Here is a 25,115-nt window from a genome sequence, read left to right as displayed (position 1 = left end):
ACAGCAGGGCTGCTGCCAATGAAAAAGTTAGTTGTGCTGAAGCTAGATGGCGATTTGCACTTAGGCGTGCAGGCAACGTTGGAGATTGGGGAAGAGGGCAAACGCCCGACTACAGAAATTACTGGCAAGCTGCCCTCTAATCTAGATATGGCAATAGCAATTGACCAATGGCAGTCCACATATCGCAGCTTGTGGAAATTTACCCGTATTAAAGCCAAAAAAATTATTTACGATGGTTGTATTTCCCAGCGACGTCAGGAGTGCAATACAAAAGCTAGTGAGGTACGGGAGCATTTGAATGACTGGTTGCTATCAGAGTCTTTTCGTCCCGTGCGGGAAAAATGGCTCAAACACTTGATGCCAGATGAAGAAGTGCGGGTGTTGATTCGCACTCATTGTTTGCAACTCAAAAAACTTCCCTGGCATTTGTGGGATTTGATAGATCGAGATTACCTGAAAGCTGAAGTTGTTTTCAGTATTCCAGAATCAGAAGCGGTAACAACTGCATTGCAAACATCCATCTTTAGGAGTAAAATTAGAATTTTGGCAATTTTGGGCGATAGTGACGGTATTGATGTGGAGCAAGACCGTCAGTTATTAGAGAAATTACCTAATGCTGCTACAACTTTTTTAGTAGAACCTCAATATTCAGATATCGACGACAAATTGTGGAAACAACCTTGGAATGTCTTATTTTTCGCAGGTCATAGCAAAAGCGAAGGTGAAGCTAGTTGCATCTATATTAATAAAACAGATAAATTAACAATTGATGAACTCAGATATGCTCTGAGAAATGCTGTTGCCAACGGGTTACAATTGGCGATTTTCAACTCTTGCGATGGATTAGGATTAGCGCGAGAACTACAAGATTTACAGATTCCGCAAATTATTGTCATGCGGGAACCAGTACCAGATAAGGTAGCTCAAAAATTTTTAAAGCATTTTCTAGAGGTTTTTTCATCAGGACAATCTATATATGCTGCGGTTCGCACTGCCAGACAAAGGCTCAAAGGAATAGAAAAGGAATATCCAGGTGCAAGTTGGTTGCCAGTAATTAGCGAACATCCTGCCGTAGTACCAATGACTTGGGCAAAGCCCCGAATTTCCAACACTCGCCGCCTTGGAACCTTGCTACTGTTGAGCCTGTTGATAACTGTTGGTGTACTGGGGGTAAGATATCAAGGAGGATTGCAAACATCGGAGTTGCTCTTATATGACAAATTTATGCGATCGCGTCCCCAAGAAAAGCAAGATCCGCGTCTGTTGATAGTCACTGTTACCGAAGAAGATTTTCAGTTACCAGAACAAAAGGAAAGAAGAGGGTCACTATCGGATCTAGCACTAACCAGACTTTTGGAAAAACTTGCACAGTTCCAACCCAAAGCCATTGGTTTGGATATTTATTACGATCAGTTATTACAACGCAACCAAGCTTATTTGGCGACTAGGTTGAAAATAGATGACAGACTTTTTGCAATTTGTAAAGTTCAAGAACTTACAAAAGACCGTCCGGGAATTGCACCTCCTTTGGGGGTGACGCCAGAACGCCAAGGATTTAGTGATATTATCCCAGATACAGACCATGTTCTGCGTCGTCATTTATTGGCAATGCAACCAGCAGATGTAACGTCCCCTTGTACGGCACGCTACGCCCTTAATGCTCAACTGGCATTCCACTACTTGCAGGGAGAAGGTATCTCTGCCAAATATACTGATTCTGGAGATTTGCAGTTAGGCAACATCGTTTTTAAGCGGTTGCAGCCTCACATGGGTGGCTATCAACAAGCCGATACAGGCGGCTACCAAATATTGCTCAATTATCGGTCTGTCCAAGGTTCTCCTGGAGAAATTGCTCCTAAAGTCACGCTCACAGATGTTCTTAGCGGTAAAGTCAACCCTGAACAAGTCAAAGGCCGAATTGTTCTCATTGGTACTAGTGCCCAAAGCTTTCGTGATTATAGCCCTACCCCTTACATGACTGGGCAGGGTTTTTCTGAAGAAATACCAGGGGTGATTCTGCAAGCACAAATGGTGAGTCAACTGGTGAGTGCGGTTATGGATGGGCGACCTTTGATATCAGTTTTGCCCGTTTGGGGGGAAGTTTTATGGGTTTGGAGTTGGTCAGTAGTTGGAGGTGCGATTGGTATAGCCGGATCAGTGGCGATCGCACCAAGCGATCGGTCAAGACTATATTTAGTATTGGCGGGAGGAGGTGTACTTGGAGTCTTATACGTTTTTTGCTTAATTCTCTTTTATCAAGGGATTTGGGTTCCCCTAGTTCCCTCAGCTTTGGTTTTAGTGGCTACTGGCGGCACAGTGGCAATTTATTTGTTTTCACAACAAAGCAACGACAACTGATTTTTACTACTTGAGGAATAAATAAAAATGAAGTTATCTATGCAAAAGATTCAAATTTTCCTCGCCGTTAGTTTAACATTCCTTAGCTCTATATATGTCCAAGCACAGCCTGCAAATCCCAACGAACAATTAAACCAATCATTGATTTTCGCAGCACCGCCCCCACCGCCAGATATCGGGGAACCAAGTAAGCGAACAGAAGCAGGTAGTCGTGGCTGTGGTCAGGATATAAATAAGCTTCTAACATCTTCTCAAAAGCGGCTTACAGCTTTAGTACCTGTTTATTCAAAATCAGAATTGGTATTTGGCACTACGATCGCAGAGCATCCTAGTTTCTTATTCTATGTTCCTTATGCATCCGACTTTGCATCTGGAGAGTTTGTGTTAGAAGATGAAGCAGAAAATCAGACTATTTATAAAACTTCTTTCACGGGGACACCAGGAGTAGTAAACCTTCGCTTGCCATCAAAAGCAGCACCTTTAGAGATTGGCAAGCAATACCGATGGTATTTTAACATCTACTGTCAGAAGGATAAGCAAATTATTGCTAATGTTGAAGGCTATGTAAAACGGGAGCAACTAAAGCCTGCTTTGAAAACTCAATTGGAAAAAGCAACACCACGCCAGCAAGTAAAACTTTATGGGGCTAATGGTATTTGGTATGATGCGTTGAGTGCTGCTAGTGAATTGCGTCGCACCAATTTGCAAGATACTTCTTGGACGGCGCTGTTGCAAGCCGTTGGTTTGAATGATTTTGTAACTGAACCAAAGGTGGAGTGCTGCAATTTAGAAAGTGAGCAGTGAAGAACGATGGATGCGATCGCATTGTCAGCCGATACAATGGCACTATCAACTGATACAATCGAATTGTTAGTCAAAACAATGGGATTGTCAGTCGATACAATAACATCGCAGATCGATGAAAAAAAAACCAGATTGCAATCTGACTTTCTTAAATTACGAATTACAAATTACGAATTGCTCTGCAAGATGCAGGCTTCAACCAAGGACTATGAGGCGTAGTGATGGGAAGATTTGCTGTTAGGACGACTTCCCCTTTTTCGTTTAGCGCCAAACCAGTAGCTTCTATGATGGGTTCTGGTGTGGGGGTAGTTATTTTGCTGTGAACAAAGGGGCGATCGCGCTTATTAGCGTTTGGATTGAGAGTCACCAAATCTACCTGCACTACATCAGTATTAAGAGCTTCACCTGGATTAGGGGGCAACCCGCCGCCTCCAGTAATTGTAAAACTGCTCTTAGCTACAGCGCTACCTGCGGTACAAGTCTGTGCTACTTGGGTATCAACTGGTATTGTTGGCAGGTTGACTAAGCCACTGTTAGGGTCTACATCAGGTGTGTTGATTTCTACATTACCACTGAACTCAGGACTTGCCCCAGTCGCAGTAATATCACTTGTTTTATCAGATGCCACATTTCGGAACTGTATACCAAAGATACCTTGGGCATTGATTCGCACATTTCCCCCACGGAACTTAGCAGAATTGGCGCTGATATCGCTATTTTCAAAACCAATCAGAAAATCGCTGTCAATGTTGATGTTGCCGCCGATGACGTTTTCGCCCCTGGCATTGGTTCTGATATTGCTATTGCGACTCATAAACAAATTTTGTGAGTTAATGTTAATTGTCGCCTGCTCTCTATTGGGGTCAACTCTAGCGCTTTGTGTATTCCCGCTAAGTAAGGCGTTGTTGTTTAAACGGATAGAGCGAGCATTTAATATCATGTTGCCTGCGGTTCCTGTTCCCAAACTCTGCACGGTCATTGCAGCTCCATCTCGCACTAATAAGGTATTAGTTCTAATAATCAAATCACCTGCATCTCCTGTTGAGTTTAACTGTGCGGAAGCAGCCAAACCACTAGGAAATTTACCGTCAGCAGTTGTACCAATGAGTTGCACGTTTTGGGCATCAACGATTAAATTTCCTCCCTTGCCCACACCATATGTACTAGTACTCACCTGTGCCCCATCTTGCACTAGTAAAGTATTAGTTTTAATAGTCAAATCTCCCGCATCCCCTGTTGAGTTTCGCTGCTGTGCAAAAGCAAACAAGCCGCTGGGAAACTGACCATTGGCAGTACCAATGAGTTGTACATTTTGGGCATCAACGATTAAATTTCCACCCTTACCCGCACCAGATGTACCAGCACTCACCACTCCCCCATCTTGCACTAGTAAAGTATTAGTTTTAATCGTCAAATCTCCCGCATCTCCTGTTAAGTTTGACCCTGCGGAAGTTTCTAAGTTACTGAAAAACCGATTGTTGATACTTGTACCAATGAGTTGCACGTCTTGGGCATCAATGGTTAAATTTCCACCCTTACCCACACCAGATGTACCAGCACTTATCTGTGCTCCATCTTGCACTAACAAGGTATTAGTTTTAATCGTCAAATCTCCCGCATCTCTTGTTGAGTTTGACCCTGCGGAAGTTCTTAAGTTACTGAAAAACCGATTGTTGATACTTGTACCAATGAGTTGCACGTCTTGGGCGTCAATAGTTAAATTTCCACCCTTACCCGCACCAGATGTACCAGCACTTATCTGTGCCCCATCTCGCACTAGCAAGGTATTAGTTTTAATCGTCAAATCTCCCGCATCTCCTGTTAAGTTTGACCCTGCGGAAGTTTCTAAGTTACTGAAAAACCGATTGTTGATACTTGTACCAATGAGTTGCACGTCTTGGGCATCAATGGTTAAATTTCCACCCTTACCCGCACCAAAAGTACCAGTACTCACCTCTGCCCCATCTCGCACTAGCAAGGTATTAGTTTTAATTGTTAAGTCTCCCGCATTCCCTGTTGAGTTTGGGTATGCAGAAGCACTCAAGATACTGCCAAACTGAGCATCAGCTGATTCATTAATTAGTTGCACATCTTGAGCATCAATGGTTAAGTTTCCACCCTTGCCTGCACCAAAAGTACTAGTCTCCACCACTGCTCCATCTTGTACTAGCAAGCTATTAGTTTTAATAGTCAAGTTTCCTCCATCTCCTGAGTTTGACTCTGCTGAAGCAAACAAGCCACTGGGAAATTGATCGGCACTTCCATTAATCACTTGTACATCCTGGGCATCAACGGTTAAGTTTCCACCCTTACCCGTACCAAAAGTACCAGTACTCACCTGTGAGCCTCCCTTCACTTGTAATGTGCTAGCAGTGATATTGACATCACCTGCCTGTCCGTTTGCTTCTCGTCGCACCTGATTAACAATTTGACTCTCATTATCAAGACTAATTGCTCCAGTTGCATTAACCTCAATATTTCCTGCTTTGTTATTATCAGAACCTAGTCCACTTTCTATTCCTGCAACCAGGGAACTCTCTCCTATTATCTCTAAATTCCTGGTATTAATTGCGATACTACCACCATTAACAGCAGTAGCTCTTACTATGGTGCCATTGCTTAGAAAAACATCGCTTCTTTCTACACCATCTGGAAAACTCAAGCTCAGATTATTACCATCCTCATTCAACCCAACTGTTCCCGCGCCGGCTAACCCACCTAATTCCACTCGCCCACCAAAAGCAAACAATCCTCCACCATTCATATTGATATCACCGCCAACCAACAGCAAACTCTTACCATCTGGTACACGCAAACCTGTTGCTATAAATTCAGAAGATGGATTTAAGCCGGAACGAGCAACTGAATTATTTTGGATAGATGCGGTTTTGATTTGATTAAATAGTAATGCCGTTGGATTGACTTTTAGCAGGGATGAGTAACTTTCTGGATTTGAGGCACTAAAAAAACCTTGATTGCCAAATGCGATCGCATTAGCTGTCGTCCCTACAAAAGAACCACCAATATCCAGCCTCGCACCTTGACCAAAAACAATTCCATTGGGATTAATCAAAAACAAATTAGCTGTACCCTTAGCGCTAATTAACCCATCAATATTGGAAGCTGACGCACCCGTTACCCGACTGATAATATTCTGAATATTGACTGCATTATTAAACAAAGCAGCGCCATTAGGAGGGACAGAAAATTCTCGAAAGCTGTGGAACAAATTGCCACCTGCTTGGGTTCCTCCTTCAATGATACTATTGTTCCCCTCTAATTTGACACTAGAGTTTTTAGGCAAAGTGCCATCCGGGATAATGTCGGCAAAAGCGCAATTTGTACTCCAAATGCTTGAACCACATATTGCAATTCCTATAAACCAGCCCCAACGAATATTTATCTTAAACATTGCACCCCTTTAAGTAAACAGCGATCGCTTGGTTACGTCACACCACTAATGTAGATTTATGGTGGTTGCAGTCACCTCTGGATAATTCTCAGTTGCGATCGCGTGACTTTTACGCAAAACTTCCTAATTTCTTTACATAAATTTATACAACATAATTCATCAGCCGATGCGATCGCATTGTCAAGCAAAATAATGGCATTGTTAGCCGATGCAATGGCATTGTAAGTTGATGCGATCGCATCTGCCTAAGTAAATGGACAAAAAGTTAACTCCAACTCCTAGCCGGAATCCCACCACTTGAAGTGGTGAGAGTGGCTCAAAGCCAATTACCCAAAAGAACATAGGGGGCCCAAAACCTGGGGCGTTTATATTTGGGATTTTGCAAAAGAGCTAGCTGGGCGCGACGGAGTACTTCAGCTTTAGTCAGGTTTTTGTTGGCTAACTCATGGTAAAATTGACTCATTAATACAGCAGTAGACTCATCATCCAAGTTCCACAAAGAAGCGATCGTACTGCGTGCTCCTGCCTGAAAAGCGACACCAGCAATTCCTAGTGCAGCTTGTTCGTCCCCGGCAGCTGTTTGACAGGCACTAAGAATCAGCAATTCAATCGCTTCGGGTCTGTTTTGCTCTAGAGTTCGCACTAACTCATTTAACTTTTTGACATAAATACGCTCATCCCAAGCGACAATAAATGTCTCCTCAGCCTTGGAGCTAAACTGACCATGAGTTGCAAGATGAACGATAGGGAAAGATAGAGAATTAATCCGGTTTTGCAAAGTTTTGCTGGTAAATTCTTGATTTAGAAGGATGCTGCTAGGGACTTGAGAGCCGATTTCTTCTAACTCCAGTTTGACGTTGGCTAGTGCAGAAAATCCAGAACTTGCTTCAGTCAATCCTGCGACTATTGCCTTTAATTGCTTCTCGAATGGTTTGGGTTCAATCAGTTGCAGACTGGGGGTGAGTGCAATGTTATACTTCTCAACTAGATATTGTTTGCCATCGTAGAGAACTGCCATCGGAATATTTCGCAACCAACCATCCAGCACAAAAACCAAAGTAGGAGTCTTAGTTTCAGCTAAGGCGGCTTCAGCAGGTTGAATCAGCCATTTGTAAACCTTCTGGGATAAAGATTGAACCTGTCGCAGCGTGTGTGGTTTGGGTAGATTTTCTTGTAGTTGCGCTAAAGTAGTTTCCAATTCTTTTTCAACTACAGGGGTAGTGTAGTGCAACCAACGCTGTTGAGGCAACTTGATGATCACCTCTAGTCGGTCTGGCAAAATAAATGGATAAATAATTGCTGCCGTTGGATCTTTTTTTGGATTACGGATTTGAGCATTCAAACAGTTGTTGCGAAAGAAGTTTTCTAGTTCTGCTATTTGGAGTGATTCGATTGTATTGCTGGCTTTTGCAAGATTTTCTGAGCTAACTTGGGAGTTACCCTGAGATTGCAAAAGTAAATCAACCAACTGTCGATAAACTGGTTCAACTTCCTCTCGAAAGGAAAATTTCACCGCAGAATTGACAGCAACTAAATCACTACGGAGGGCTTGGAGGTTATTAACTGCTTCTGTGTAAGCTGCTACTGCTGCTTTTATATCTCCCTTAGCTTTAAGCAAACGTCCCAGTTGCCATTGCCATTGATAGCCAATGTCTTTAGCATCGATATCTTGAGCGATGAGTAAGGCTTGTTGGGTGAGGTTTTGAGCATCAGACCACTGTTGAGTTTGTTCGTAAACTTGGCCTAAAACACCAATAGCATAGGATTCTGTGCGTCTATCTTGCAAACTTTTTGCTTGCTCAATAGCAGTTGCTAGTAATTGGGCAATGTCTAACCATGAGTCCGTGTCTGCGGCGGTTTTTTTTCGGAATTGCATTAGACTTTGGGCAAAGTTAATCCGGGCAGAAATTGCTGTCCGACTAAGGGGTAAGTCGTGAAGCTGAGTTTTAATTTGGGAGGACAATGTTTGAAAAGCTGACAATTGCTCAGTTTTCAGCAGTAGTCTTAGTTGATTAGCTTGAGCTTGGATGCGTGTAGTGGGTGAGGTTGCAGTTTTGATAGTTTGTTGATAATATTTTATAGCTGTTTGCGTGTCTTGCTGAACACGGGCTGTATTACCCAGACTGAGGAGAATATCAGCGATCGCTTCCTGATCTGGCAACGATGAAGCTAATTCTAAACTTTGCTGCAATATCTGCCGAGATGTTTCTAAATCACCAGTGACTTGCACGACATTGCCGATACTATGCAGGGCTGCAACTTTAACAGGAGAGTTGGGTTGACTTTGGAGAATCTGGGTACTTTCTCTTAACGTCTTCTCGGCTTGACGATAAAACCCTAAAGCTTGCAAAGCTTGCGCTTGGTTAATGCGATTTTGAATAACCGCCCTTTCATTGCCTATTTTGGCATAAATGTCAATTGAGAGCCGCCAAGTATCCAGGGCATCTTCAGCTTTGTTTCGAGCCAATTGCAGGCGACCTTTGATATCTAGAACTTGGGCTAGAATTTGCGATCGCTGTTTGGTATCTATATTTTTAGCAGCTTGTAATAAGTTGAGACTTTGAGCGATCGCAGTTTCTGCCACTGACCACTGTCCCAATTGCTGATAAGCTAATGATAAATTGCCCAGTGCGATCGCAAGCCTTTGTTCATCCCCATTGCCTTGTAATGCAGAGATAGCCTGTTGCCAAGAAGTAGCAGCTTCAGCAAATCGTTCAGCTTCATAAAATTTACTGCCCTGTTCCAGCAAACTCTGGGCGTAGGGCAACTTTTGAACAATTGAGTTTTCCGCAGTTACATGTGCGAAAGTGGGCGACAAGAAAAGAGCGCCTAAGAACATACCTAAAAGCAGCAGTACACTTAAAAGGCGTTTGATTTTCCGTAATCTAGATTTTTTTATTGTCATGTTTTTGCCCCCACTTGCACCGCGTTTTTACCCTCCCTGGTGTTGATTCAACAAACGACAATCGGCTGTCCTCTGCCAAGAAGAATGAGGTGTGACGGTGGGTGCAGAACTAGTGAGAATTACATCGCCATTAGCAGCAATTACCCAACCAGTAGCTTCTACTATGCGATGTGGTGTTGGGTTAATGGGATTTGTGGAAGCTGCTGAAGTATTACCTACTTCTGGGTTGAGAGTCACTAAATCTACCCGTACTGCATCAGCGCTGAGGGCTTCACCCGGATTAGGTGGTAAGCCGCCGCGTCCAGTGATTGTAAAACTGCTCTTAGCTACAGCGCTACCTGCGGTACAAGTCTGTGCTACTTGGGTATCAACTGGTACGGTTGGCAAGTTGATTAAGCCACTATTGGGGTCAACATCTGGCGTGTTAAGTTCTACGGTGCCATTTACGCCAAACTCAGAACTAGCGGTGATATCCGAAAGAGAAGTTGGATTAGAGCGGAATTGAATGCCATAGATACCAAAGGCTTGAATATCTACTCTCCCACCGTTGCCTGTGTAAGCATTAGCAGTGATGTCGCTATTTTCGCTTGGGACGGCAACAATGAAACCCGACGGGGCATCAATATTAATGTTGCCACCATTACCACCAGCTTGTGCTGTGCCTGCGGTGGTAGAGATTTGAGCGCCACGACGCAGAAGAAGTAAATCAGTTTGTAAGTTGATGTTGCCACCGTTACCTGATGCAGATTGGGCGTTGAGTGTGCCACTGTTGTCTAAGGTAACTCTAGGTGAGGTGACGAGAATATCTCCAGCAGTACCCGTCGGACTTTGGGAGTTAACGAACAAGCCACTGGTAAAGTTGGCACTCTTGCCAGAAATGGTAAGAAAATCAGCAGCATTAACTTTGATTGCACCTGCATTCCCTTGTCCAAGGGTTGAGGCAGTAAAATAAGCGCCATCTTGTAATGAGAAAGAACCGGAATCGATAGTAATGTTACCCCCATTGCCAACTGTCCCTTCTTCCACCCGACTCGAAATACCACTAACAAAACCATTTTTCTCCCCAGCAATGTCAACTTCCCCAGAGACTTTCACATTGACATTCCCCGCATCCCCCCGTCCTGCTGGCTGGTTCCCAGATGCCCAACTAGTGGCAGTTAGCAGTTGAGCGCCATCAGTTAGCGAGAAAGAAGCAGCATTAATGTCAATATTGCCACCCTTACCCACAGCCCCTGCATCCACCGTGCTGAAGATGGCAGCAGTACCAGCAAGGGAAACAGCATTTTTGGCACGCACTGTCACATTCCCTGCATTCCCTTGTCCAGCAGTTTCAGCAGAAAGAAAAGCGCGATCGCGTAATGAGAATGAGCCAGAATCGATAGTAATATTACCCCCATTGCCAACTGTCCCCGTTTCCACCCTGCTGACAATCGCACTCGCAAAACCATTTTTCTCCCCAGCAATATCAACAATGCCTGTAACTTTCACATTGACATTCCCCGCATCCCCCCGTCCTGCCGGCTGGGTATCAGATGCTCTAGCAGTAATGCTTTGCAGGTTAGCGCTATCACTAATTGATAGGGTTGCAGCATTGATGTCGATATTGCCACCCTTACCTACACCTCCTGATCCCACCATGCTGAAGATGTTAGCATCTGCAAGGTCAACAGCATTTTTGGCACGCACTGTCACATTCCCCGCATTTCCTTGTCCCAATGTTGAGGCAGCAATTTGAGCGCGATCGCGTAACGAGAAGGAACCGGAATCGATAGTAATGTTACCCCCATTGCCAACTGCCCCCGTTTGCACCAAGCTGTTAATCCCACTAAAAAAACGGTTTTTCCTCCCAGCAATGTCAACAATGCCTGTAACTTTCACATTGACATTCCCCGCATCCCCCCGTCCTGCCGGCTGGGTATCAGATGCTCTAAGAGTAGCGGTTGCCAGTTGAGCGCCATCTTTTAGCGATAAGGAGGTAGCATTGATGTCGATATTGCCACCTTTACCTACACCCCCTGATCCCACCGTGCCCAAGATGTTAGCATCTGCAAGGGAAATAGCATTTTTGACACGCACTGTCACATTCCCCGCATTTCCTTGTCCCAATGTTGAGGCAGTAATTTGAGCGCCGTCTCGTAACGAGAAGGAACCGGAATCGATAGTGATGTTACCTCCATTGCCAACTGTCCCTGCTTCCACTTCACTGGAAATCCCACTAGAAAAACCATTTTTCTCGCCAGCGATATCAACTTTCCCAGAGACTTTCACATTGATATTCCCCGCATCCCCCCGTCCTGCTGGCTGGGTAGCAGATGCACCACGAGTAATAGTTACTAGGTTAGCTTGATCAATTAGTGATAGTGTTGCTGCATTGATGTCGATATTGCCACCTTTACCTACACCCCCTGCTTCCACCGTGCTGAAGATGTAAGCATTGCCAGCAAGGTCAACAGCATTTTTGGCACGCACTGTCACATTCCCCGCATTTCCTTGTCCCAATGTTGAGGCAGCAATTTGAGCGCGATCGCGTAACGAGAAGGAACCGGAATCGATAGTAATGTTACCCCCATTGCCAACTGCCCCCGTTTGCACCAAGCTGTTAATCCCACTGGCTAAACCATTTTTCTCCCCAGTAATATCAACAGCGCCAGTAACATTAACATTGACATTCCCTGCATTTCCTTGTCCCAATGTTGAGGCAGCAATTTGAGCGCCATTTTGTAATGAGAAAGAACCAGAATCGATAGTAATATTACCTCCATTGCCAAGTGACCCCAAGCCCACCAGATTGCTAACACTACTCCCAGTGCCAGCAACTTTGATTTTCCCGGTAGTATTGAGCGTAATATCCCCTGCAACAGTTTCAGGTGTGCCCAATCCTTGCCCAATACCAGCAGTTAGGACACTTCCTCCTAAAATCTCTAGATTACTAGCATTGACTGCAATATTACCGCCACCAGCCCCAGTTACATATATACCTGCTTGATTAGTAAGGGATACCGAAGTTCGCGCAATATTCTCAGGAAATCTCAAGCTGAGATTATCACCATCTACACTCAGCGCTACACTACCAGGTTCCGCCAACCCTCCTAACTCAACTCGTCCACCACTAGCGTTTAATTCTCCCCCATCCATGCTGACATTACCACCCACCAGCAGCAAACTTTTTCCATCTGGTACTCGTAAACCAAATGCATCAAAGTCTGCTGGATCTTTTCCTGCAAATGCAACTGAGTTATTTTGAATCGCTGCGTTTTGATTAATCTGATTAAACAGCAATGCTGAAGGATTAATAGTCAATAACGGTGAAGGGATATTTTTATCAGTAGCGCTAAAAAATCCGATATTTCCAAATTGCAGTGCGTTCGCTGTAGTCCCTACAAAAGAACCACCAATATTTAATTGAGCATTCTGACCAAATACAATTCCATTGGGATTAATTAGAAACAGGTTAGCTGTACCATTAGCACGAATTATCCCATCAATATTAGAAGCTGACCCACCCGTTACTCGACTGATGATATTTTGAATATTCGCAGCATTATTAAAGAAAGCAGTGCCGCCCCTTGGAACGGAAAACTTCTGAAAACTATGGAACAAGTTGCTTCCAGCTTGGGTTCCCCCTTCAATGGTACTGATGTTGTCTTGTGTTGTAACACGAGAATTATTGGGTAGAGTGCTATCAGGTATGATCTGGGCAAAAGCGCAATTAGAAGAGAAGGCGAATGTCTGCAATATAGCTTCGCCGATCGCACTACCCATCACCAAGGAACTGCCTAGTGCTAATTTCCAGCACCAATGCTGCCTATATCGCTTCATTCTAGCCATTGCACCTCTTAAATAACCAGCAAGTAAACTACAACCCCCCTATAAGGATAGATAGAAAACCCACGGTAGGATTGCTAGAAATAGTTACGAATAGTTACACTGCGATGCCTGCGGCGGGCTACGCCAACGCGCTACAAGTCTGCAATCAACCTCGCCTTCCTCAGAAAGAATTGCATCACAGTCTCTTCTCTAGAAATAATATCAACTGTACCCTCCATTCCCAATTGAATAGCACACAGGTGTTTTTCGGTACCTAGAGAAAGGCTTTCTGGCTCAATTCTTACCTCATAAAACGCACCAACGGCTGCCATCTTTTGGTTGGCAGATGTTGTGTCGGTGGCATTAGCAGCATTCCCTTGAGGTGCGATTGCATCGGGGGAAATCGTCTTAACCTTGCCTTTGAGAGTACCATAATCTGGATAAGGACAAGCAGAAACCCGCATTTGTACCTTTTGACCTTGTTTCAATTTATTTTTATCCTGAAGTGCTACTGCTGCCTTAATTTCCAAGGAAGCATCACTGGGAACAATTTGGGCAATTTCCTGTCCAGCAGGCACTGTTTGACCGGAGTTTCGCAGGTTTAATTTAGAAATAATCCCGTCTGCTGTGGCTGTAATCACAGTCTGGCTGAGGTCGATATTTACTTGTTTGAGTTCGCGGGTGTCGCTCTCTAGCTGTTTTTGGATTTCAATTCGTTGCTGGATTAAAGCTTGGCGTTCTTTATCTAAAGTAGCAATGTTGGCTTGACCCGTAGCTTTTTCTTGGGCAATGCGTTGAGAAGCGATCGCTACTTGTGCATTACTTGGATTAAGAGCAGTTTGGACATTTTGCAATTTGGCTTTAGTTGCCTGAAGAGCTTGTTCTTGCTGGCGAACAGCTAGTTGTGCTTCCTCAAATTGATCTTGAGACAAGGCTCCGGCTTTAGCTACAGTCTCATAACGATTTCGCTTTGACTGGGCTGCTTTGAGACTAGCATCCGCAGCTTTGACATTGGCATCCGCTTCTTCGACATCAGTAGCGGTAGTGATAAGTTTATCTTGATAGTTCCGGCTGCGATCGCTTAATTCAGCTTCAGCACCAGCAATAACCCGGTTGACGCGCTCATTTTCAGCTAAAACCTGGCTATTAATAGCATTAATCTGGGCATTAATTTGAAACAGTTGTAAACGACTTTGCCCAATGTTACTTTGCAGTTGGCTCTTTTTGGTTTGTAGCTTCGAGTTGTCAATAGTGGCAATGATATCCCCTTTTTTGACAACTTGATTCTCCGAAACAAAAACCCGCGTTACCTGACCTTCCGTAGCAGCTTGAACCAGCCGCAATTCCCCAGCAGGGCGGACAACAGCCTGTCCTTTAACTGTGACTTTATATTTGGTAACAGAGGCAAGTGGAACGCCTAACCCCACAGCACAGACAAGAACTAGTCCGCCCCAAGTAGTCCAACGACCAAGCGGCGGGAGAAACTCGTTGTCTTGAATTGGGGGCAAGTAGTCTGAGTTGGAATGGCTAATCATGCTATTTTATTTACTGATTGTGCTGAATTTACCGTTGGAGTTAGAGGATTTAGGCACTAAACCATTTGTAAAGGGGTCAACGCCGTCTAAAAAGTCTAAGTGTTCACCAGGTTGATGGCGTAGAGCCTCTGGAGTGCCTTGGATTTTTAAACGCCCTGATTCCAGCAGTACAATCCAATCAGCCCGCCCGATGACTTTGGGGCGATGGCTAATCATAATTGTGGTTTTGCCCAGCCGATGAGACAGCAGCCTATCTAGCAGTTTGGCTTCACTCACTGGGTCGAGAGCGCCAGTAGATTCATCTAAAATTAATATCGGTGGGTCAGTAATTATAGCTCTAGCGATCGCTAATCTCTGTCGTTGTCCACCAGAAAGATTCGCGCCAAATTCGCCTAAAACAGTTTGATACTTATCGGGAAGTTTACTAATAAACTCATCTGCACCAGCAATAGAGCAAGCTTGCACAATTTGTTCAAAGGTGATTTGAGGATAGCTGAAGCGGAAATTTTCAATAATTGAGCGACTCCAGAAGTGAGGTTCTTGAGGTACTAGTACTACCTGTTGCCGCAGACATTCCATCGAAAGGTCTTGCTGATTATAGATGCCATAGCGGATATTCCCAGATTGGAGGAAATATAAACCAGCAAGGAGTTTGGCGAGGGTGCTTTTACCACAGCCGGATTTACCAATCAGACCAATGACTTGACCGCCAGGGATAATCAGCGAAAAATCTTGCAGCAAGTCAACTCTACCTGCGTGGTGGAAATTAAGGTTGGTGCAAGTAATATCTATATTGCCTTTAAGTTCTGCCCAAGGCTTTTTCTCGTCCTTTTCGTCTTCTGGGGTAGCATCAATCACCTCCGTCAGGCGTTGGATGACAATCTGGGCAGTGATGAACTCATCAACTAAGCCGATGACTGAACCCAAAAAGCCGAGAAAGTTACCACTCATACCACTAAACGCCAGCAACTGACCGATGCTCAAAGTACGATTAATTACCAAGTAAGAGCCTAACCACAGTAAGGCAATACTAGTGCAAGTAGAAAAAATACTGGTGATTGTGCTACTGTAAAGCCCCAATTTCATGGTACTCCAGCCCAAGTTAGCAAGGCGACCATAATTTGCCTGATACTCTTGCCAAGCTTGAGGAGTGGCTTGAGTAGTTTTTAGCACCTGGACACCGCGAAAAGTTTCAACGAGAAAGCCTTGGTTTTCTGTACCTAAGACGATCGCGCTGCGAGTTTTCTGGCGCAAAGCAGGGAGAAAAAGCAGGTTGACAAGGGTGACAATCATAAAGGCAGCCAGGGAAGCCAAAGTCAGCCCCCAACTGTAAAAGAGCATGAAGCCCAAGGAAACCAAGGCGATAAAAAAATGGCTGGGTAAACCGAGGACAATTTGGGAAACTAGCTCATTGATGTGATTCACATCGGCAATCCGGCTGACTACTTCTCCACTGCGTCGTCCTTCAAAGTACGAGAGGGGCAAACGCAACAGTTGTCGTCCGTATTCTAGAATCAGTCCTAATTGTAGTCGTTGACCAAAGTGACCAATTAAGTGAGATTGTACCAAACCGATCGCACTGCTAAATAGACTCATAGCGATCGCTCCAATTGCCACAACCGTTAGCAGCTGGGTATCTCCCCGCACTAACACGTCATCAGTGAGCAATTGCATCATTAAGGGAGAGATAAGCGAAAGTAGTCCGATGACGATGTTAATTGCGATCGCTTGGATGAGAATGGCGCGATAGGGTAAAACCCGCATCAGAAAACGCCCAAAGCCGCCAATTTTCTCATCTGATTGCTGATAAAAGTGGCTGTCGTCTGGCGTTAGCAGCAGCATGATGCCATTGCCCCACCCTTCTAGCAACTCCTCGCGGGTGAGATAGCGGATACCTACACCAGGGTCAGCGATTACGTATTTTTTCCCCTTTTGTCCATACAGAACTACCCAGTGATAGCCTTTCCAGTGAATAATGGCGGGTAGAGGGGCTTTATTTAATTGATCCAATAGTTGTGCAGAGGCTTTGACTTGACGCGTATTAAATCCTAAAGTTTCTGCACCCCGGCTCAAACCCAGCAGGCTGGTTCCCCGCGATCCAGTACCAACTACTTCCCGCATTCGACTAATGGCAAAGGTGCGTCCATAGTGTTTGGCAATAGTAGCAAGACAGGCAGCACCACAGTCTTCTTCGCTGTGTTGTAGTATAGTTTGGTATTTCATAACTTAAAACTTACGCATAAAAGAAAGTGAGCCGGGGCTTTCACCTCGATCAAAGCTAGTTTTCAAAATGTTAGAGGTGCTTAACTAAAGTCAAAAATGACTAAGTAGGTCAACCTAATTAAATTGGAAGACTAAGAAAAAATTAAAATTTCAGTCCCACGTTTTCAACAAGAGCCTTGTTTTGCCTGGTTTCAACGAAAATATCGCAGACTCTTTGTTCGATGGGAAAGAATCTCAGCCTGTTTCAATGCTTTTCTTTGTCTAGCCACAATTCACATCTGGGTTAACAGAATTTTATTAGTGGAATAGGTTCAATGAAACTTAGTTTTGCAAAGTTCTTCTGTTGTTACAATACTGTTTCATCTCATATTTAAGCTGCCAAAAAGTTTGATGAAAATGATAATTAAACAATGGGGTAGGAGGCGAACAACGCTGAACTCCTATCCTACCCTCTTGCACGATTATCATTTTCATTCAGCCGATTTGAGTATTTTAGGTGATTGACAAAATTTACTCTATTCTAACCTCTCACGGATGAGCGTAAAGACAGTCGCTCTGCACGGTTTCGGTTTTCTACGGGATTATTTTACACGCTGAACCGATGAGATCGAATCGTTAGGCAAGCCTATGTCAAAGAAAAGATTCGGATACTTTCCTACTCCTACTCGTCTAGATGTCCCCGTGAAATTCGCGCCTGTCCATAAGAGCCATGTACCACGCTTAACTATAGCTGAGGTAGTTAGGTCATTTGCGGTATCACCTACATTCCGGATGCTTTTATTTGTAGCCACTATCTTACCCCTAAATTTGTCGCCATTGTAAAGTTCTAAGTCTGCACCACCTTCGATGACGGCTCCTTCTTCAGGAGTTAATTCTGTAAATAGTTGTTGGTCAGAAGTACAAATTGCTTTGTCGATGTTAGACATTGTTTTTCTCCTATTAAAGTATGAATTGTTCTGCAAAAATTGATTAAGCAATACCTAAAACCAGTTGTTCAGCTTTGTTATGTCTGTGTTTTACGCAAGGCATATTGTTGTAATATTTGTCACAAAACTAGAAGTTAGAGCCATCCTCCTAATAGGTGATCCGCCCTGCTATGTCGAAGTAATTTAGCGTCGTAGCATTAAAGTTGAGCTTGAACCTGGTTCCATCGCGCACGTCTGCCGCAACAGTGACGACTCCGTGGTAGTTTGCAGGAATATTCCTTGAGTAACTACTTACATTACCGCGACCGTCGGCACGTACGGCTGTAACGCTCAGGGCGTAAGGGTTCGTAGTCAATCGAATTGAAATGTCGTTGAATTGCTTAGTGGTGGTATACGCTGTTGGGAATGTCGTTGATCCTATTCTCGGAATTCTGCCTCCGATGTTTGATACGGCTCCTCCTGCTACAGAAGCAGACTTGTCCTCTGAAATGTCTTCAATCAGAGAGTCTAAAGCAGCAATCTCATTATTAACTTCCTTAACCGCAAGAGTTGCATCAAGTTGTTTGAAGTATTCTTTGGTGTTTAACATTGTCACTTTCCTTTTATTTCTCTTTATAGAGGGTGCATTGTTCTGCAAAAATTATCAATAAGATGATACAAAGACATTGGAATCAACGCTTGACAAGCTACTTTTTTTTAAAAGTAAGCTGTATTAATAGGAATTTTATTTGATTACTGAAAGCTTTCCAAGATATGAGTATTATTTGGATAAATCTTTTAGTCTTAGTCTGCTTTCAAGAATCAAGTTGCATTCCTATATTTAGTAGTGTAGGAAATAAAAGTTGTAGGAACAATGCACATTTTGTTGTTAAAACTATTCATTATGTTGCTCGTGATTGACACTAATATTAGAACGCTGAGTATTACGCCAAGCTTGAGGTGTAGTACCATGAAACTGGCGAAATTGACGAAAGAAATATCCTTCATACTGATAGCCTATTGCACAAGCAATCTGATTAACTGGCTGGTTGGTTTCCAGAAGCAAAGTACGCGCAGCTAGCATCCGGCGTTCAAAGATCCAATCATTTACTGTTTTTCCCGTTTTGCGTCGCACTAGATTGGTTAAATAAGCTGCGGAATAACCAACTGCAACAGCTACGTTACTTAAACCAATCGATTGATGATAATTAGCTTCGATATAATCAAAAACTTCCTTTAGTTGCACGTCAGTAGGAAAGAGCCTCTGTGATTCTGATATTCGCTGATATTTAGCCAAATCGCACTGCTTTGAGGCGACGTGTTTTTCCAGTCGAGGAGCGATCGCTGACAATAATTCTTCTGTGGAATCTAAAGTTGCCTGAAGCAAAGAAAGGGACTTTTCTAATTCTGTCTGTGTCTGCTGATCTGAAGCTTTCTCACGACAAAATTGCTCTTTAGCAGTGGTTAATTCAGCTAAAAGCTCTTGGACTTTTGACTCTAACGCTCTATTGGTTCTCTGTAAGGCTAAGAAACTCTGCTGGCGTAAGGGTTCGCGTAGCGTCTCCAAGAGTTGCTCATCGTAGACATCGCTTAGATCATGATCCCAGATATGCGGCAGTGTGACTTGAAGAAAATTGCATTGTTCTAAAATCCCATTGCTAGAAACCATACTTCCACAAAATTTATTATTTTGAGTTGCTAGCTATTACTCAGAGAGTTATGTCTGTGTTTTACGCAAGGCATTAGTTTTTGTAAAATTACTTCACAAAACTAATGGCAAAGGTGGGTTACATACTTTCCAGGTGGAGTAAATATCAAAACCTTATCAGGTCTATAGGTTTGAGCAAAACCCTTATAGTCAGCATCCGCGTACAATCTCCAAGGTTCTGTGGTGTTCTCAAGAGACTGCACGTTACTAGATTACGATCGCACAAACAGGACAGACTCACAAATGGAGCCATCGCTTGATGGGACGGACTAAAACTGTGAATGCACATAGAGTCGTAAATCAATACAGGACTTACGCAACTGGCACAGGCAATCACTAAGTTTTAGTACATATGTATTAGCATTGATGTAACTGGTACAGGGCGATCGCTATCTAGTAGCAGGCGAAGGATGTTGAAAAAACCAACTTTGAGAGATAAATTCCATCACAATTAGGGGGATATCAGCTTGCAGTCGTGGGGTATAACTGCGCTAACTTTTCCCAGGTGACATCATGGGTGGCGGCATTGGCTAGCATAATCAGAATATCTCAAGTACAACTTCAATTTAAAACAGTACTATTGTTCTACTATAAATCAATTAAAGATAGTATTATTAAGGACTGTTTCAACAGAAACTCCCTCTTCGCCGCCCAATATGTCAGACCAACAGCTAGCAGCATCCTTGAATGGACATCTTCCGCACCCCAGCCACAACAGCCAGAATACGATTCGGATTCGGGGTGCTAGGCAGCATAATCTGAAAAATATTGACTTGGAACTGCCGCGCGATCGCCTAATCGTATTCACTGGCGTTTCTGGTTCTGGTAAGTCTTCCCTGGCCTTTGATACGATTTTCGCTGAAGGGCAACGTCGTTATGTAGAATCCCTCAGCGCCTACGCACGGCAATTTTTAGGACAGTTGGATAAGCCGGATGTGGAGGCGATTGAAGGCTTAAGTCCAGCAATTTCCATTGACCAAAAGTCAACCTCTCATAACCCCCGTTCCACTGTGGGTACGGTAACGGAGATTTACGACTATCTGCGGCTGTTATTTGGTCGGGCTGGTGAACCCCACTGTCCGATATGCGATCGCTGTATTGCACCCCAGACAATCGATGAGATGTGCGATCGGATTATGGAATTAAGCGATCGCACTCGCTTCCAAATTCTTGCACCCGTTGTCCGGGGGAAAAAAGGCACACATCGTAAGCTTTTGTCAAGTCTGGCATCTCAAGGTTTTGTCCGCGTGCGGATTAATGGCGAAGTCCGCGAACTGTCAGATTCGATTGAATTGGATAAAAATTTTACCCATACCATCGAAGTGGTAATTGACCGCTTGGTGAAAAAGGCTGATATCCAAGAGCGTTTGGTTGATTCCTTGTCTACGTGTCTCAAGCAATCGGGTGGGATTGCGACCATTCTGGTGAGTCTACTTGGTGATGACGGACAAGAAAAAGAAGAAGAATTAGTATTTTCGGAAAACTTTGCTTGTCCAGAACATGGGGCGGTCATGGAGGAACTATCGCCGCGATTGTTCTCGTTTAACTCACCTTATGGTGCTTGTCCGCACTGTCATGGAATCGGGACTTTAAGAAGATTTGCGCCTGATTTGATCATACCCGACTCGGAAGCGCCACTTTATGCTGCGATCGCGCCTTGGTCAGAAAAAGATAATTCTTATTATTTGGAATTACTTTATAGCGTAGGTCAGAGCTATGGGTTTGAGTTACAGACAAATTGGAGCAAGCTGACAGAAGAACAGCAGCAAATTGTTTTGTATGGAGAGAAAGATGAACGAACCGCAGAGGCACAGAGGAAGCAGAGTTTTAAAGGTGCTATTCCGATTTTGCAACGACAATATGAGGGTGGTTCTGAGTTAGTTAAGCAAAAATTAGAGCAGTATTTAATTGATCAACCGTGTGAAGTTTGTCAGGGAAAACGGTTAAAACCGGAAGCTTTAGCGGTGAAGTTGGGACAATATGGAATTTTAGAATTGACTGGGGTATCGATTCGGGATTGTCGGGAGAGAATTGATCAATTTAAGTTGAGCGATCGCCAGTTACAAATTGCTGATTTAGTACTCCGAGAAATCAAAGCAAGATTGCAATTTTTGTTGGATGTAGGTTTAGATTATCTCACCCTTGATCGTCCGGCAATGACCCTTTCTGGTGGCGAAGCCCAACGAATTCGTCTAGCAACGCAAATTGGTTCTGGTTTAACAGGAGTTCTCTACGTTTTAGATGAACCGAGTATTGGATTGCATCAACGAGATAATGGCAGGTTACTGAAAACTTTAACTAAATTGCGCGATTTGGGTAATACATTAATTGTCGTTGAGCATGATGAAGAAACAATTCGTGCAGCCAACTACATAGTTGACATTGGCCCTGGTGCAGGAATTCACGGCGGAAATATTGTCGCCCAAGGTGATTTTCAGGCGTTGCTAGCAGCCGAAGATTCCTTGACTGGTGCATATTTATCAGGAAGGCGAGTAATTACCACACCACCAGAACGCCGAGAAGGAAATGGGCGGAGTTTAGGAATTAAAAATGCTCATCGCAACAATTTAAGAAATATAGATGTAGAAATTCCATTAGGTAAACTTGTCGCCATTACAGGTGTATCTGGTTCTGGCAAATCTACCCTCATTAACGAGTTGCTGTTCCCATCTCTGCAACACCATTTAACTAAGAAAGTTCCCTTACCCAGACATTTGGATAAAATTCAGGGATTAAACGCGATTGATAAAGCGATCGTTATCGATCAATCACCTATTGGACGTACACCACGTTCTAACCCTGCAACTTACACAGGAATTTTTGATGCTATTCGAGATGTATTTTCCCAAACAGTAGAAGCCAAAGCTAGGGGTTACAAACCTGGACAATTTTCTTTTAACGTTAAAGGTGGACGTTGCGAAGCTTGTAGCGGACAGGGTGTGAATGTTATTGAAATGAACTTTCTCCCTGATGTTTACGTGCAATGCGAAATTTGTAAAGGTGCAAGATACAACCGCGAAACTTTGCAGGTTAAGTACAAAGATAAGTCTATTTCTGATGTTTTGAGAATGACAGTTGAGGAAAGTTTAGACTTTTTCCAAAATATTCCCAAAGCGATCGCGCGTTTGCAAACTTTATTTGATGTCGGGTTGGGTTATGTCCAACTAGGACAACCTGCAACTACCTTATCTGGTGGTGAAGCGCAACGAGTGAAATTAGCCACAGAATTATCTAGACGCGCCACAGGTAAGACACTTTATTTAATCGATGAACCGACAACCGGGTTATCTTTTTACGATGTCCATAAATTGTTAGATGTGTTGCAAAGATTGGTAGATAAAGGTAATTCAATTTTAGTAATTGAACACAACTTAGATGTAATTCGTTGTTCTGACTGGGTGATAGATTTGGGGCCAGAAGGTGGCGACAAAGGGGGAGAATTGATTGCTGTGGGGACACCAGAGGAAGTTGCAAAAAATCCCAGGTCTTATACTGGGCAATATTTGCAGCAGGTGTTGAAACAATATCCGGCGGTGAAGAAGTAGAGTTTTTTGTCTTACACAAAGGTGCAAAGATACAAAGCAAAGAGTGCGAAAAGAAAGACTTTTATTAAGAACCCCTTTTTTATTGTTGAGTGTTATCCTTGTATGGATAGACACTAAACTTTAAGCATATATTAGGGAATTATCAAAAAATGAATATGCGTGATTTATTTCCTGGCTATTACCAGCCTACAGAGGAAGAGTTTGCTGAACTATGGAAAGAATCTATTTTTTCATTCGATACAAATGTTTTATTGCATATCTATCGTTACTCTCCTAAAACTAGAGAAAGATTATTTGATATTCTTCAAAAGGTTCAGAAAAGGATTTGGATTACACATCACGTTGGTTGTGAATATCACAAGAATCGTCCAGATGTCATATCTCAACAGTTAAAAGCTTATGATAAAATAGGAAAATTTTTAGAAGATAATTTAAAAATAGAAAAGATAGGAAGCCTAAAAAAAGATTTAGAAATATATAAAAAGCACCCTTTAATTGATGTTAAGGAAATAATATTAACTATTGAGACAGCAATTAAAGAAGTTGTTACAACAGTTAAAAATGATTTACAAAAATCAAAAGAAAAGCATCCTGAACTCATAAAAAATGATGAGTTTCACGAGCAAATAATAAATGTATTCAATGGCAGAATTGGTAATAATCAAGATAAGCTAAAAGATATTTATAACTGGGCAGAAGAAAGATTTAAATATTCAATCCCACCAGGTTATGAGGATGGCTCCAGAAAACCAGTACCAGATAAGTATGGTGATGCTATAATTTGGTTTCAATTAATTAATTATGCCAAATATGAGAAAAAACCTATAATCTTTGTGACAGATGATGACAAGGCAGATTGGTGGCTAAAAGGTGATGGAAAAACCATCAGCCCAAGACCAGAGTTAGTACAAGAAATGTTAGCCGAAGCTGGGGTTCAATTTTATATGTATTCAACTGATAGATTCATGAAATATGCTGAGAATTTTCTCAAGCTTCCAGAGCAGCCAGAATCTATTGAAGAAGCTAGAGAAATTATGATACAGGATGCATTGTCTCAATCTGCTCAATCTGTAGTTTATCTAAATCAAACTAACCCCCCTATATTTTTTGCTGATAGTATATTAGAACAGATGGTACAGGCTGCTAACTCTGCTAAAATTGTGACAGATAATATAACCAACACTATATTAGAACAGATGAAGAAAGCAGCTTTACCTAAATCTGATTTTCTGAATCCTTCAGTTAGATACCAAACGCAACTCATAAAAAAAGAACCTATAAACATTAATAATGAACATATTGTAGGAGCAGTATCAGAATCAGAATTAAGTGTTCTTCACAAGGAAGTAAATGAAGAGAAATTACCAGATACTGAGTAAAGTAGATATATTGTGCGCTTCAATTCTAAGTGTCATCGCCTTATATATCTGAATTAGCTGTTTTTGAAAAAAGTGATCGCTCATCCTAAAATAAACAAACTTGCATCAACGTGAAAAAATTTTCCCAAAGCCTCAGCTTGTTCTTTAGTGATTTTTAACTCACCATTAATTACTTTAGTAACAATCTCGCTCGAACCAAGAATTTCTACCAAATCAGGGTGTTCCAAACTCCTAGCTTCCATCAAATGCTTGAGTCTTGAGTGAGGTGTTGAAACACTAAGCTGATAGTGCTTATCTTCAAAATCCTCAATCAGTTTTACCAATAATTCCAACAAAGTATCTTCTTCAGAAGTCAGATGGGAACGAGAAAGCAGTTCTTCAACAGTTTCTAAAAATTCCTCGTTTTCCTCTTCTGTCTTGATAATCCGAGGTTGATGTTGAGACAGCAATTGGCTGTAAATGTCTGAGTTAAAAGTAAGGTATCCGCTCAATAAGTTGCGGTAAGCAAAAATTATTAGCGATTGTTGAATCAAT

14 protein-coding genes are annotated in these 25,115 nt (G+C 42.9%); 5 read left to right on the top strand and 9 right to left on the bottom strand.

What is annotated here, in order from left to right; genetic code table 11:
• Window positions 1-18: 18 nt before the first annotated feature.
• Window positions 19-2,358 carry a CHASE2 domain-containing protein gene (locus HWQ38_RS14025; protein ID WP_292794471.1) on the top strand — a complete coding sequence of 780 codons (2,340 nt, stop codon included), beginning with the start codon at window positions 19-21 and terminating at the stop codon, window positions 2,356-2,358.
• Between the two features lie 27 nt (window positions 2,359-2,385).
• Window positions 2,386-3,162, top strand: a complete 777-nt coding sequence (locus HWQ38_RS14020; protein WP_292794469.1) for a DUF928 domain-containing protein — start codon at window positions 2,386-2,388, stop codon at window positions 3,160-3,162.
• Window positions 3,163-3,322: 160 nt separating this feature from the next.
• On the opposite strand, the gene HWQ38_RS14015 is transcribed toward HWQ38_RS14020, so the two are convergent.
• Window positions 3,323-6,574: a filamentous hemagglutinin N-terminal domain-containing protein gene (locus HWQ38_RS14015; RefSeq protein ID WP_292794466.1), complete on the bottom strand. Its 3,252-nt coding sequence runs from the start codon at window positions 6,572-6,574 to the stop codon at window positions 3,323-3,325.
• A gap of 102 nt (window positions 6,575-6,676) precedes the next feature.
• Between HWQ38_RS14015 and HWQ38_RS14010 the strand changes: the two genes are divergently transcribed.
• Window positions 6,677-6,799 carry a hypothetical protein gene (locus HWQ38_RS14010; protein ID WP_292794464.1) on the top strand — a complete coding sequence of 41 codons (123 nt, stop codon included), beginning with the start codon at window positions 6,677-6,679 and terminating at the stop codon, window positions 6,797-6,799.
• 91 nt (window positions 6,800-6,890) lie between these two features.
• Here the strand turns inward: HWQ38_RS14010 and HWQ38_RS14005 are convergent, their stop codons facing one another.
• The 7 genes from HWQ38_RS14005 to HWQ38_RS13975 form a co-directional block, all read right to left on the bottom strand.
• Entirely contained in the window at window positions 6,891-9,479 is a 2,589-nt protein-coding gene (locus HWQ38_RS14005) for a CHAT domain-containing protein (protein WP_292794461.1), read from the bottom strand.
• A gap of 27 nt (window positions 9,480-9,506) precedes the next feature.
• The gene (locus HWQ38_RS14000) at window positions 9,507-13,307 is read right to left on the bottom strand and encodes a filamentous hemagglutinin N-terminal domain-containing protein (RefSeq protein WP_292794458.1); all 3,801 of its coding nucleotides are present in this window, start codon (window positions 13,305-13,307) and stop codon (window positions 9,507-9,509) included.
• A 131-nt stretch (window positions 13,308-13,438) separates the two neighbouring features.
• Window positions 13,439-14,821 (bottom strand): HlyD family efflux transporter periplasmic adaptor subunit, encoded by a 1,383-nt coding sequence (locus HWQ38_RS13995; RefSeq protein WP_292794456.1) that lies wholly within the window; start codon window positions 14,819-14,821, stop codon window positions 13,439-13,441.
• A 6-nt stretch (window positions 14,822-14,827) separates the two neighbouring features.
• The gene (locus HWQ38_RS13990) at window positions 14,828-17,044 is read right to left on the bottom strand and encodes a peptidase domain-containing ABC transporter (protein ID WP_292794453.1); all 2,217 of its coding nucleotides are present in this window, start codon (window positions 17,042-17,044) and stop codon (window positions 14,828-14,830) included.
• Window positions 17,045-17,625: 581 nt separating this feature from the next.
• Entirely contained in the window at window positions 17,626-17,970 is a 345-nt protein-coding gene (locus HWQ38_RS13985) for a beta/gamma crystallin-related protein (RefSeq protein ID WP_292794451.1), read from the bottom strand.
• 148 nt (window positions 17,971-18,118) lie between these two features.
• Entirely contained in the window at window positions 18,119-18,559 is a 441-nt protein-coding gene (locus HWQ38_RS13980; protein ID WP_292794449.1) for a hypothetical protein, read from the bottom strand.
• Window positions 18,560-18,844: 285 nt separating this feature from the next.
• Complete coding sequence (locus HWQ38_RS13975) at window positions 18,845-19,618, bottom strand: helix-turn-helix domain-containing protein (RefSeq protein WP_292794447.1); 774 nt, start codon at window positions 19,616-19,618, stop codon at window positions 18,845-18,847.
• 695 nt (window positions 19,619-20,313) lie between these two features.
• Here HWQ38_RS13975 and uvrA point away from each other — a divergent pair.
• Window positions 20,314-23,202: an excinuclease ABC subunit UvrA gene (gene uvrA, locus HWQ38_RS13970; protein WP_292794445.1), complete on the top strand. Its 2,889-nt coding sequence runs from the start codon at window positions 20,314-20,316 to the stop codon at window positions 23,200-23,202.
• Between the two features lie 149 nt (window positions 23,203-23,351).
• Entirely contained in the window at window positions 23,352-24,581 is a 1,230-nt protein-coding gene (locus tag HWQ38_RS13965; protein ID WP_292794442.1) for a PIN-like domain-containing protein, read from the top strand.
• Between the two features lie 80 nt (window positions 24,582-24,661).
• Here the strand turns inward: HWQ38_RS13965 and HWQ38_RS13960 are convergent.
• On the bottom strand, window positions 24,662-25,115 hold a 454-nt coding region (locus HWQ38_RS13960; RefSeq protein ID WP_366933289.1), incomplete at its 5' end, for a hypothetical protein.

The organism is Nostoc sp. NMS7, from assembly GCF_017115085.1.
Taxonomy (GTDB): domain Bacteria; phylum Cyanobacteriota; class Cyanobacteriia; order Cyanobacteriales; family Nostocaceae; genus Nostoc.
The sequence above is the reverse complement of the archived record's forward strand: the minus strand, read 5'-3'. Positions and strand labels throughout refer to the sequence as shown.